A 13,213-nucleotide genomic window follows, 5' to 3' on the forward strand; every position below is an offset into this window, starting at 1 on the left:
ACAACCTGACCGGCACAAAAAAATTGAGCTTCAACGCCGTATCATACTATACTAGCGCGCTTAAAATCAAAGACGCAGTAGGATTTAATCGATAATGACACAACAAACCGAAGCCGAACTTAAAATGGCTAATGTTTTAGTTGATGCCCTTAATTTAGAGGACATCGAGCCAGAAGAAATCAATCCAGAAGAACCACTTTTTGACGGTGGTCTAGAGCTTGATTCGATTGATGCTTTGGAAATTGCGGTCGCCATTTCACAAGAGTACGGCGTTAAATTAAAAGCCGAAGATGAATCTACACGGGAAGCATTTGCTACGCTTCGCAGCCTGACCCAATATGTGGAAAATCATCAGTAAATTTTGCCGGAATGGACGCTGCATATCCGCTTGTTAATCGTGAACTGAACTCTGCTTTTGCTTTTCTCGCTAGACCGATCCCCAATTTTGGTCTAGCTGCAGGGTATGTTGACGTAAAAACCTTTCTGCACCATGTCGCACTAGTCGCAGGCCAATTGCCCGACAGCCCGCATGTCATCAATATGTGCGCAAACCGCTACCTTTTTGTGGTGACGTTTTGCGCCACCATTGTTGAGGGCAAAACCAATTTATTGCCTGCCAATAAGAACAAAGTGACTCAATGCGAACTGGCTGATAATTACGGCGGTTGTTGTGTTGTCCATGATGGTGCAGAAGTAGACTCATCATTACATAGTGTGAATGTAGCTACCCTACAGTTCAATCTTACCGCAGCAGCCATGAATGATGCTGCATCATCAATACCGACAATCGTAGATAGCCACCTAGCATGCATTAGCTTTACCTCAGGGTCTACAGGGCGTTCAAAACCGAACTTAAAATATTGGCGCACCCTACGCGAAAGTAGCGCGATCAACTTTCGACACATGCTTGGCGAGATTGATAGGACCCTTTTTCAGCTGGCTACCATGCCAGCCCAGCATATGTGGGGCCTAGAAACGTCTGTATTACTTCCGATGTTTTTCGACGTCTGTCTGTGCGATGCACAACCGCTGTTTCCCCAAGACATCGTTGATATATTGCATCAGTTACCCGAGCCGAAAATGTTGGTGTCGACCCCGGTACATTTGCGCGCACTGCTTAGTGCCAAACCTGAGGCAATAAAGCTACGTACAGTATTGTGCGCTACCTCGCCGCTGACCAATGAGTTAGCAAACCAAGTTGAGTCCACCTTTACTTGTGAGCTGCGCGAGGTTTATGGCTGCAGTGAAGTGGGTTCGATGGCAGTTCGTCGCACGGCAAAAGAATCATGTTGGCGACGTTTTGATGGCATTGATTTCACGGCTAAAGGTGAAGTCACTTGGGCCAGCGCCGACCATTTGCCAGAAACTATTGAGCTACAAGACCAAATCAATGCAGTCGATGAGGATCACTTTGAACTCTGTGGCCGAACGTCAGACTTAATTAAAATTGCAGGCAAGCGCGGCTCTCTGTTTGCGATTAATCAGACCTTACTGAAGTTTGACGGATTGCAAGATGGTATTGTCATTAAATCAGACCGTGCCAGCGAAACTGCCCGCCCTTGCGCCATAGTTGCGCTGCAAGCAACCTCATCGAAGGCGGCGTTACTGGCATATTTACGCGACCATCTGGATAGCGCTTTCGTACCTCGCCCAATTTACGTTGTGGATGAGCTACCTCGAGAGAGTAACGGTAAATTGGTTAAAGCCAAGTTGGCCGAGCTGTTGGAGCAATTAAGAGGTTAAGCGAATTAGCCACCATTCAGTCGAGATCGACTAAGCGTGATTAAAGCGCTACACTAAATGCTAAACCGGCGAGTCTATTAAGTCAGGAATCCACAAGTAAACTATGCAACAAGCACGCGTTGGACGCCCTAAAAGTCAAGAAAAACGAGAAGCCATTTTACGAGCCGCGACCGAATTGTTTTTGCAGCATGGTTTCCAACAAACCTCAATGCAACAGGTTGCAGCGCGCTCAGACGTGTCTAAGCAAACAGTTTACTCGCATTTTAGTAATAAAGACGCACTGTTTTCAGCCGTGATCAACTTCAAGTGCGAAGAATACCTGATCAAAATCGAACACTTAGCCGACCATGATGGTTCATTAAAAAGCGCCTTAACTGTGGTTGCCACTCGCTTCTTAGCGCTGTTTCAAGACCAAGCAGTAGTGGATATGTTTTCGATTATTATCGCCGAAGCCAGAAATACCCCGCGTGCAGCTGAGCTCTTTTATCAGGCCGGCCCTCAGGCCAGTGTCACAGCTTTGGCTGAAGTTATCTTTAGCGCCAAAGAAACTCAACTAACGAAGAAGCAGGCGCAGTTATTAGCGATAGATTTTTACACACTGCTGAAAGGGCACTGGCATATGCGCAGTTTGATGAACTTACCTTACGTGCTGAGTGACGCCGAGCGCGAGGCTCATGTGCAAAATGTCGTTAACAAAACGCTCAGTCTGCTACAACACTACTACGTCTAAAGAAATAAAAAAGCCAGCGCATTTACATGCACCGGCCTTTTTACGGGACACAATATTGTTACTTAGAAATCGTACTTGTACGATAAACTAAAGCCCATTCCGCGCGTTTCAGACTGGAAGGTTACCCCTTCAAACTCCAACTCTTTAGATTCATCTAAAATGTTCTGCAGTTTTAACGTCACGGTTGTATTAAAGTCTGGATAATACTTATAAACCATATCCAATGAATGGAATGGTTGTTCAAAGTTATCATCGAAGAAATCAATACCCGGGATAATGATCCGCTCCCCAAATACGTTGTATACCAACGAGGCTGAATGCTCGCCATTATCCGAATCATAGCCGAGTTGCATGTTTACCACGTACTCTGAATGACCAGTTAAGCGGCGAGTCGTATTAGTGATAGCGGCCGATACGCCGGTTTGCTCTTCAATGGCAACTGGATCAAGCTTGATCTCAGAGTCACTCAAGGTAACGTTGCCGCTTAAGAATAAGTTATCCCAAATTCCATCACCGATAACTTCCAAGCCTTGCAGGAACTCGATTTCAACCCCGTATAACTCACCGGTTTCAGCGTTTGCGATCCGGATCAGCGGGGGTCCATCCTGTGCTGGCGATTGTACTGACTCAATCGGATCGGTCATATCTTTATAGAACAAACCGACTGACAGGTTATTGCCTGCTTCACGGTACCACTCCCAGCGAATATCGTAGTTTTTCACTGACGTAGTGCGCACACCCGGTGTACCTGCTATCGGATTATCCGTTAACGGATCTAGGTAAGTTGCCGAAGAAACCTCACGTAAATCCGGCCTAACTACAGTTTGACTGTAACTCGCGCGTATTTGCATGTCTTGGTCGATGAAATAGGTAATTGCTAAGGCCGGGTAGAAATCGTCCTCAACAAACGCCAATTGACTGCGATCTGCGCCATCTACAATGTCGAACTGATTAGTACGCGGGTCAAACGGCACAACTGCTTGGCGGAAATCTTCAAATCTAACTCCGCCACTAAGACGCCAAGTGTTGTCATAGAATAGATCAGCTTCAATGTAGTAAGCATCAATCTTCTGTCCCGCTTGATAATCGTCTCCTGCAATCGTGGTATCACGAATTATTGGCTGATTCGAGAAATCTGCCGAAGCCAATACTTCGTCGCTCAATATATCTGAAAATACGAAACCATTGAGTAAGCTGGAATCCACAAAAGCCCGCGTATTGACATCAAAACGGCGATTCTCTGCCGAACGTGTTTTGGTGATAAAATCAGCACCCGCTTTGAATTCCATTTCCCACTTACCTTCATAGTAAGGCAAGTTGAAGTTATAGCCGTAGTTTTCAACCCGATCGTGCAAGGTTTGGAAAGAGTAGCGCGCTGCCGTTGGGGCATTGCTTAAGCTGCTCTCCAGTTCGCGATCAAAGAATCCATCTTGATTCTCATCTTCCAAAATAAAACGTGATTGGAAGTTACCCGGTGCGTCACGATTTGAACGTCCAAGTGAGTATTTCCAGTCAAAGCCTAAGAAGCCGAGTTCAGGGAATGTATGCACACCACGCAACTGATTAGTGTACATCTGGCGCTCTTCATAGATAACTTCAACGTCACGTACTCGTTGATCGTCAACCAATTGAATATTGTTGGTGTTACCAATCTTCTCACGCAACTCATCACGAGTGTCATTAAGCGCTACCAAGCTGTAATCAATGCGGTGATTACGCTTATAGTCAATCCCTAAGTTCAATAAGCTCGACCATTTAACCGATTTCTCGGTCGCATCCACTTCGTCAAAAAAGCGCAAGAAACGAATATTCTCGCCATCACGGCTTTGCTGTTCACCTAAGAACTGCTCAGACACTTGTACCGAATTGTCGTAGCCAGCAGTGAACAAGAAACCGTAACGCAAGTCATCATTGTAATCAAAACTGTTACCCACCGCTAAATTAAAGCTGGTATCAGGATTGACACTTTCTAGCTTGGGGTCATAGTTGCGCTGCACATCATTAAACAAACCCAAAGCAACGGCAGGATCTAAATTATCAAGAAAGTTTCTACTGTCCCAACGTTCTTGGATAGCGCGTGGCGCAGCGCGGAAACCGTCATCTTGTCCTTCCCAGTCGTTACTTCCACCCGAGTATTGATAGGCATCGTCGAAGTTTTCGGTGTTGCCACCGATACTGCCACCCACGTTAAAAATAAATTGGCTGGGAATGGTTTTAAGGCGGATATCCACATTACCGCCACCAAACGACGCTGGCATTGACGGCGAAAACGCCTTTTGCACTGATAATGATTCAATGATATCGGAAGGGAATAAGTCCAGCGGAATAACGTTTCGTGTTGGATCCGGTGAAGGTACTGATGCACCGTTTAACTGCGTACTCGAATAACGTTCACCCAGACCACGAACATAAATAAACTTGCCATCAACCAGCGTTAGGCCCGTCACCCGGCGAAGTGCTGATGCAGCATCACCATCACCTGTACGCGAGATTTGCTCAGCACCGAGAATGTCTGCTACGAACGCTTGATTCTTACGCTCTTCTAAAACCGCAGTTGCGGTTCCTTTAAGGCGCGTCCCAGTGGACACAACCTCTTCAATCACCTGATCTTCATCTGCAGCAGATTGTGCGTGTGCAACGGTCGTGAATGGTTGCAACAACAACCCCGTAGCAATCGCAACCGATACGCGATTAAACGGAAAACGCTGTGCTGTCTTGCTCATTATTAACCTCATATTAAAGCGTTATTATAGCTACAGCGCATGCAAGCATGCGCTGTATTTTCACTGTGGTTAGTTAATAACAAACCTTACTCTAGACCAACTGTCCAGCCTGCGGTCCAATTAGCATCCGCTTTAACACCACCAACGAAGTCGGCATTATCGAAGAATGCATCGCCAGAGAAATCTTTAGGCGAAGCAGTGCTAATGCTGAAGATACCGTCTAGTACCGCTGCACCGTTAGCTTCAACAGAGTTACCTGCTTGTGCGTTCAAGAACCAATCTTCTAGGTTTACGTCACCATCACCGAACTTAAAGTTTTCACCGTTTTCACAGGCAACCACTGAGTTAGTAAAGGTCGTTGTGCCGTCGCCCAGGTTCGTTTGCGATTCAGAAGAACCTTCAACCTCAAAACACTCACCCATGCCAGCAGGACCTGTGATGATAAAGTTAGCGAGTTGAGCACCTGTACCTTCACGCAAGTAAACCCCCTCAGAATCATCTGCACCATCGAAATTATTGCCGATAATCGTTACGTTCGCGATGGCAGGGTTTGACTGTGGTTCAATTGCTGGGTTTGAGCCGTCATTATCGGCTTCGATTGCGCGGTTAGCATCAGAGTCGTCTGTAGCTTGCTTAACGACTACATACTGCATGCGACCTTGATAACCGTTATCCCAATCGATACTGTCATCTTGAATGTCAGTCAATACGAGGTATTTAACGTCAACGTTACCACCGAAGAACTCAACACCATCATCAGCGTTTTTATGTACTTGTAGATATTCAACCGTTGTACCAGAGCCAACGCCACCAAAGGTTACACCATTAAGTTCGTTATCAGGCGCAACCTCAAAACCACCATGCATGACGCGGACGAAGCGTAATGTACCTGAGTTGTCGTCAGTGGCAGTACCACCAAATACCGCTCCTTCCTGCACGCCTTCCACCTGCAGTGAGCAATCGCCAGTAGTTGGACACTTGTTAGATGGCGCGTTACCCAAGATAACCATACCACCCCATTGACCCGCTGCACCGGCGTTATTAACCAAGTCATCGCGTGACGTGAAGGTAATTGGCTCAGCAGCAGTACCATTCGCATTGATTTGAGAACCACGGCTAATGACCAAATAGTCATTGCCTGAAACACCAAATACCGTAACACCTGGTTCAACCGTCAAGGTAGCGCTATCAACGTTATCACCGCCCACAAAAACAGCTCCAGAAAGTGCGTATAAGTTTCCATCAGTAAGAGTCAGGTCAGACGTTATACGACCAGATACTTCACAGGTAGTCGTTACGCCGTCGACTGATGCGATGGTTGTGGTTCCCGCAGGACAGCCTGATTCAGTTACAACGACACCGACTTCACCGCCGCCGAAACCAAAGGCCCAGCCTTGACGCCAGTCAGCACCGTTATCCAGTGCACCGATAAAGTCAGTAGCTTCAAAGAAACCATCCACTTGTGATGCATCTGTACCTGCACCTAACAGTGGGCTTTCTGCTGTTGGTGTACCATCATTATTAAGGCCTACAGACTCAGAAACAAAGTTGTTGGCTTGTACATTTAAGAACCAATCTTCAAGATCTACTGCACCGTTTGCAGTGTCGGCTTTAAAGCTCTCACCATTGGCACAAGCGATAACAGAGTTGCTAATGGTAATTGTGCCATCACCTAGGTTAGCTTGTGATTCAGTTGAGTTCTCAACTTCGAAACACTCACCCATGCCCGCAGGGCCAGTCACTAACATGTTATAAATTTGTGCGCCAGTGCCTTCACGCAAGTACACACCTTCAGAATCATCTTCACCGTCGAAGTTGTTGCCGATGATGGTCAAGTTTGCAATCATTGGGTTTGACTGTGGCTCGATATCTGGCGTTGAGCCATCGTTATCCGCTTCGATACCGCGGTTCGCATCACCTGATGCGCGATCTTGTTCCACATAAACGTATTGCATCTTACCTTTAAAGCCGTTATCCCAATCGATGCTGTCGTCTTGAATGCCTGTTAGTACTAAGTGCTTAACATTAACATTACCGCCGAAGAACTCGACACCGTCATCGGCATTAGCGTGAACCTGAAGATAGTCAACCGTAGTGCCTGAACCGACACCGCCGAATGTAATACCGTTGAGTTCGTTGTCAGGAGCAATTTCAAAGCCGGCATACTTAACCACAAGATAATTTAAGGTCCCTGAATTGTCGGTCTCATCAGTGCCACCGAAGACCGCACCTTCTTGTACACCTTCAACCTGCAATGAACACTCTCCCGTGAGCGGGCATTTGTTTGACGGTGCATTACCTAAAATAACAACACCACCCCATTGGCCGGCGCCCACTTCGTCGCCCAATACGTCAGCGAAAGACGTCATAATTACTGGTGCACTTGCTGAGCCCATCGCTTCAATTTGTGAACCACGGCTTACCACTAAGTAGTCGTTACCCGTACGACCAAAAATAACCGTACCTTCTTCGATTTCTAGTACTGTGCTGTCAGTGTTATCACCACCGACGAAAACCGGACCTTCAAGTGCCCAAACTGTATCGTTTGTTAGGGTTACTTTACCGTTGGTCGCATCTGCGTCGGTTAAACGGCCTGTAATAACACGTACGCTAACGTCACGGCCAAATGCCGCTGATACTTCGTTACTAAGGAATGTACTAGCTTCACCTGGAGCAGTGTCTGTCACCGGTGGAGGTGTAGGAGTACCACCGTTATCACCATTGTTATTAGTCACGTTGTTCACAACACTGTTATCAATATCGCCTTCGCTGATGTTGATATCACCGCCACAACCGGCAAGTACCAGAGCTGTCGCGATCGCTGACGCTTTAAAAAGGTGCTTAACTTGCATTCTTAACTCCAAATCAGGGCTATATTAATTAAAAAACGCAAGCAGAGTAATAGAGCTAAGTGACACATTTGTTACAAGTGAAAAATGTCACAAAAGTTTCACATAGTGAGGGGTGAAGGAAATAAAAAAAACGCGATCAACGCTTCGCAATAGGCTCCAAAATAAAATCGGAGGCTTCAGCTTCTTGATTCGACAGTAAACGCAACTGTCGCGCCAGAATATCATCGGGAATTGGGAAATAACCATCTTCGCGCACTAATGCTTGACCTTCCTGAGAAAAGACTAAGCGTAAGAATTCACGCTCTAGAATAGGTAACGGTTGATTCGGCGCCTTGTTGATCATGATGTATAAAAAACGGGTAAATGGATAACGGCCATTCAGCACGGTTTCCTGCGTTAAGGCGACTTCTTGACCCGCGTTATTAATTAGCGCGAGTGCTTTTACCCCTGCGGTTTTGTGACCATAGGCCGCATAGCCGAGGGCGCCGCGTGATGATGCAACAGAGAGCACCACTGATGAGGAGCCGGGTTGTTCATTCACTGTGGCTCTAAAGTCGCCATCACACAATGCCATGGATTTAAACAAACCATAAGTACCCGACACTGAGTTTCGGCCAAACAAACGAATCGGATGCTCAGCACCCCAATAATCAATACCTAACTGCCCCCACTGCTCAATTGATGCTGGAGCTCCACAAAAGCGGGTTTGTGAAAAGATCGCATCGACCTGCTGCAGACTCAATGCCATAAGAGGATTTTTACGCTCAACAAATAAGGCCATTGCGTCAACGGCGACTAATAAAAGCGTTGGTGCATAACCATAATTACGCTGAAAGGCACTGGATTCACTCAGTTTCAACTGGCGACTCATTGGACCGATGGTGGCAGTACCTTCGGTCAGCGCAGGCGGTGCAGTGCTTGAGCCAGAGGCTTGAATTTGTATTTTTACATGCGGGTAATAAGTTTTGAATTGTTGCGACCAGCCTGCCACCAAGTTAGCAAGGGTGTCTGAACCGACTGAGGTTAAATTACCGTCCACCCCAGGGTAGCGCTGATAGGGCTGGGGCCCTGAATCTGACGGCTGTGCCGCATGCGTAACACTAAACCATAAGGCACAAATTAAGGCGCTAATTCTCATGCCGGCGTAACGTCTGTGGATTTGATTAACTCTGCTGAAAGAGTAAAGCCAAATTCGCTGCCTTCGCCAACCACACTGGCGATTTCTAATTCGCTGTTATGATGGCTCAATACGTGTTTAACGATCGATAAACCAAGACCAGACCCACCCGTTTTGCGTGAACGCGCTTTATCAACCCGGTAAAAGCGCTCGGTTAAACGCGCTAAATGTTTTTCTTCAATCCCGTCGCCATTATCGCGCACCGCAAACCGCACGCCATCCTTATGGCGCTTCCAATACACATCAATCTGCCCGTTCTCCGGCGTGTAATTAATCGCATTAAAGATTAAATTAGAACATGCGCTACGCAATTCTGTTTCGACACCAAACACCTCAATGTCCGCATCGATGTGGTAATTTATGGTATGCCCGCGCTCTTGATTCAGGGTATCAGCCTCATGCCGAATAATTTTTATTAACTGCGCCATATTGACCGTGTTTTCGTAGATCCGTTCTGCACTTGACTCGATCCGCGACAGGATCAATAAGTCTTCAATCAGGTTGCGCATGCGCAACGTTTGGGCACTCATTTCGGTTAACGCTTTCGCAGTAAGCGGATCATTCTCTGGGTCACTGGGCAATAGCTCTAAATATCCATTGATCACGGTTAACGGAGTGCGCAATTCGTGCGACACATTGGCAACAAAATCACGGCGCATATCCTCTAACTGTGAAACTCGCGTTACGTCACGGGCGATTAATAAAAAATGATCTTCACCGTAGCGCATGATCCGATATTCGAAAATCTTACGAATGTTGGCTGGCGAAGGCACTTCGATGGGATAACGGTAATTTCCCGCATGGAAGTATTCGATGAATTTGGGGTGTCGGATCAGGTTGTCGATTCGCCGTCCTGCATCGTCAGGCCAGCGCAATCCCAGGTCAATGCGAGCCAATCGATTGCACCAAACAATTTTCGCCTGTTCATCAAGTACCACAACCGCATCAGGTAACGCTTCAGAGCCTTCACGAAAGCGTTTAACTAATTGCCCTAATTCTTTGCGCTTTTTTCGGTTCTTGCGTGAAAGATGATAAATCCCCTCATAAATGTGCTCCCACACACCAATTGCTGTGGGAGGAGACATTTTCTTGCTGTGCCACAACCATTTATTGAGTTTAAACAACTGCGCATAATGCCACAGTAACAAACCTGCCGCGCCAATTAAGAGCACTTCCAGCATGGCGTCAACATACCAGCCGAGCACCCAAAATATTGCCACGTAACCGGTGACAATGAGTGTGGTTTTTAGCCATGAAAAAGGGTAGTACACAAAAACCTCTTGGCCGAATGCGGCGCAATGGATAGTTATATTTTAGCTGAAAACCGATAGCCTGCGCCACGTACAGTTTGGATCATACTATCATGGCCATGGCCACCGATGGCTTTGCGTAAACGACGAATATGCACATCTACGGTACGATCCTCTACATAAACGTTAGTACCCCACACGTTATCAAGTAACTGCTCACGACTATAAACCCGCTCCGGGTGCGTCATGAAAAAATGCAGGAGTTTAAATTCTGTTGGCCCCATATCGACCGGTTCATCATTGGCCGTTACACGATGTGATACAGGCTCGAGGATAAGACCATTAAACTCAATCGGTTCCTCTTTACTGGTAGGCGTCACCCGACGCATGACCGCTTTGATTCGAGCCACCAATTCTTTCGGCGAAAAGGGCTTGGTAATATAATCATCAGCGCCTGCATCCAGACCACGGATCTTGTCATCCTCTTCGCCACGCGCAGTTAACATTATTACCGGTATATCACGGGTAAATTCGTGCTGCTTGAGACTTTTAGCTAGCTGCACGCCACTTCCACCGGGCAGCATCCAGTCTAATAGGATCAAATCGGGATAAGGCTCTTTAATTTTCGCTTGAGCAATATCAAAATCTTCTGCTTCTTCCGTTTTGAAACCCGCCTGCTCCAACACCAATTTTAACATTTCGCGGATCGGCGCTTCATCTTCAACTAGCAATACCGTTCTAGACATACTTGTCGCTCTGTTCATAAAAACGCCGTTATTATTGTGACAGTGTGTGACACTTTTATTAAATTGAAATAATTCTCAAGTCAAGGCGTATACCTTCCATTGTTTCAGACAATGATTAAACTTTCGACAGCAAACCTTGTTAATTGAAGCATTTACGCATATTCTTCAAATTAACCTATCCACGTGACGAGAGATTAAGGAAGCTATGTCGTTGGGGTCACCTAGCCTTTCTCGCAAACTACTAACACGCGTTTTTTCGGTGTATTTCGTGTTGACGTTGGTTGTCACTGTGACCCAAATTATTGCCGAATATGCCAGTACAAAAGGTCAGATTGAAGATGAACTGCAAACCTTGCGCAGTACCTTCAGTGACAGTCTGACGCGCGCTATTTGGGAGCTGAATAATCCGCAAGCCATATCGATTGCACAAGGATTAATGGAACTACCCATTATAGAAGGTGTTCACATCCGTGATGAGTCTGGTACCTACGTGGTTGAATTGGGGCGAACTGCGCCACAAATTGCGGCAGCCATCGGGTTGGAGGGTTTACGCAATCACCAAGGCGGGCTTTTCAGTTACAGTTTTCCATTAGTCTTTGAGTTTTCTGGGCGCCAATCCCAAGTGGGCGATGTCGCTTTGTATTCCAGTTTTGAGATTGTACTTGACCGTATCGAAGTCGGCATTTTCTTCTTAGTCGGTAACGCCATGGTCAAAACTGCGTTTCTGATTTTTTTGTTTGTGACAGCCTTCAGGAAAATGCTTTCAGTTCCACTTAATTCAGTTACCGAGCAAATGCAAAACTTCGATCAGAATAACCTCGAAGACAGTAAGCTCAATCTGGAACTAGAGGATGACAATGAGCTTAAGCAACTGCAAATTTCTTACAACCACGTCATCGATGACCTAATTACCTCTCAGGAAAAGTTACAATTAACTCAAGCCGAGCTAAAACGCGCAAATCGTAAACTCGATGACCAAAACCTCCTGTTAGAACAAGAGGTTGCTAAGAAAACAGCGGCGATGAGTCAAATTATGTTGGACTTGGAGGCACAGAAAGACGAGCTACTGAGTCGCCAATTGGATTTGCGCCAAGAAATTGATAACCGTCAGTATGTTGAACAAGAGTTGCGTAAACGCAATGATGAATTAGCTAGTTCCATGGATACCTTGCAAGCCGCGCAGAATCAGTTAATTGAATCTGAACGTATGGCGTCGTTGGGTGGTTTAGTCGCCGGCATTGCGCATGACGTTAACACGCCATTGGGTGTTGGGGTCACTGCTGCCAGTTTCTTACAAGAACGTATCGACCGACTGCAAGAAGCATTTGAAGAAAAATCCATCACCCAATCACAACTAAGTAGTTTTATTGAAGAGGCGCGGCAAACTTCAGTACTGTTGATGAATAATCTTAATCGCGCTTCAGAGTTGATCGCCAGCTTCAAGCAGGTCGCAGTCGACCAAACTAGCGAAGCCGAGCGCACCATTAACCTGCTCGATTATTTGAATGAAATTCTGCAATCGCTAAAACCGAGCTTCAAACACGCCAAACATACGATCAATGTTACCTGCGATCCAAATTTGACGATATTTTGTGCGCCAGGTGCCATTGCCCAAATTATCACTAATTTAGTCATGAATTCGGTTAATCACGGCTTTGAACATCAAGTTAAGGGCACTATTGACATCGATGTTGAGTTGCTTGGGGATGATATCAAGCTGCGCTATTCAGACAATGGCATCGGTTTGAAGCCGGAGTATCTCGACAGTTTATTTGATGCTTTCTTTACTACTAAACGCGCTAAAGGCGGAAGTGGTTTAGGTACCCACATTATTTATAACTTAGTGACACAAACGCTTAATGGTCAAATAGAGGCTACTTCGGAGCCTGGCAAAGGCCTTCATTACATCATTCGCTTTCCGCAACGCTAAAGAAAGTACGCTTAATAATTCCAGCATCCAAGGACAAGTGAAGTGGGCTTGTGCTACCATGC

The 13,213-nt window shown here is 46.3% G+C and carries 9 protein-coding genes; 4 read left to right on the forward strand and 5 right to left on the reverse strand.

All coding sequences use genetic code 11. The annotated features are described in order from the left end of the window. Positions 1 to 94: 94 nt before the first annotated feature. From CSH92_RS03255 to CSH92_RS03265, 3 genes are all read left to right on the forward strand, one after another. On the forward strand, positions 95 to 358 hold the full coding sequence (locus tag CSH92_RS03255; RefSeq protein WP_100656154.1) for a phosphopantetheine-binding protein: 264 nt from the start codon (positions 95 to 97) through the stop codon (positions 356 to 358). 11 nt (positions 359 to 369) lie between these two features. Continuing rightward, positions 370 to 1,743: an AMP-binding protein gene (locus CSH92_RS03260; RefSeq protein WP_100656155.1), complete on the forward strand. Its 1,374-nt coding sequence runs from the start codon at positions 370 to 372 to the stop codon at positions 1,741 to 1,743. A 103-nt stretch (positions 1,744 to 1,846) separates the two neighbouring features. Continuing rightward, on the forward strand, positions 1,847 to 2,473 hold the full coding sequence (locus CSH92_RS03265) for a TetR/AcrR family transcriptional regulator (protein ID WP_100656156.1): 627 nt from the start codon (positions 1,847 to 1,849) through the stop codon (positions 2,471 to 2,473). Between the two features lie 62 nt (positions 2,474 to 2,535). Here the strand turns inward: CSH92_RS03265 and CSH92_RS03270 are convergent, their stop codons facing one another. The 5 genes from CSH92_RS03270 to phoB all read right to left on the reverse strand — a co-directional run bounded on the left by CSH92_RS03270 (position 2,536) and on the right by phoB (position 11,221). Further along, on the reverse strand, positions 2,536 to 5,196 hold the full coding sequence (locus tag CSH92_RS03270; RefSeq protein WP_100656157.1) for a TonB-dependent receptor domain-containing protein: 2,661 nt from the start codon (positions 5,194 to 5,196) through the stop codon (positions 2,536 to 2,538). 86 nt (positions 5,197 to 5,282) lie between these two features. After that, on the reverse strand, positions 5,283 to 8,048 hold the full coding sequence (locus CSH92_RS03275; RefSeq protein WP_100656158.1) for a hypothetical protein: 2,766 nt from the start codon (positions 8,046 to 8,048) through the stop codon (positions 5,283 to 5,285). 136 nt (positions 8,049 to 8,184) lie between these two features. Then, a complete protein-coding gene (locus CSH92_RS03280) occupies positions 8,185 to 9,186 on the reverse strand; it encodes a PstS family phosphate ABC transporter substrate-binding protein (RefSeq protein WP_100656159.1) in 1,002 nt (333 codons plus the stop codon). Continuing rightward, complete coding sequence (phoR, locus tag CSH92_RS03285) at positions 9,183 to 10,496, reverse strand: phosphate regulon sensor histidine kinase PhoR (protein ID WP_100656160.1); 1,314 nt, start codon at positions 10,494 to 10,496, stop codon at positions 9,183 to 9,185. The genes CSH92_RS03280 and phoR overlap by 4 nt, the downstream gene beginning before the upstream one ends. A 35-nt stretch (positions 10,497 to 10,531) precedes the next feature. After that, positions 10,532 to 11,221 (reverse strand): phosphate regulon transcriptional regulator PhoB, encoded by a 690-nt coding sequence (gene phoB / locus CSH92_RS03290; protein WP_100656161.1) that lies wholly within the window; start codon positions 11,219 to 11,221, stop codon positions 10,532 to 10,534. Between the two features lie 205 nt (positions 11,222 to 11,426). On the opposite strand from phoB, the gene CSH92_RS03295 reads away from it, so the two are divergent. Then, positions 11,427 to 13,151 carry a sensor histidine kinase gene (locus CSH92_RS03295; RefSeq protein ID WP_100656162.1) on the forward strand — a complete coding sequence of 575 codons (1,725 nt, stop codon included), beginning with the start codon at positions 11,427 to 11,429 and terminating at the stop codon, positions 13,149 to 13,151. The last annotated feature ends 62 nt before the right edge of the window (positions 13,152 to 13,213 follow it).

Source organism: Neoalteromonas flava, from assembly GCF_002807685.1.
Lineage (GTDB): Bacteria > Pseudomonadota > Gammaproteobacteria > Enterobacterales > Alteromonadaceae > Alteromonas_E > Alteromonas_E flava.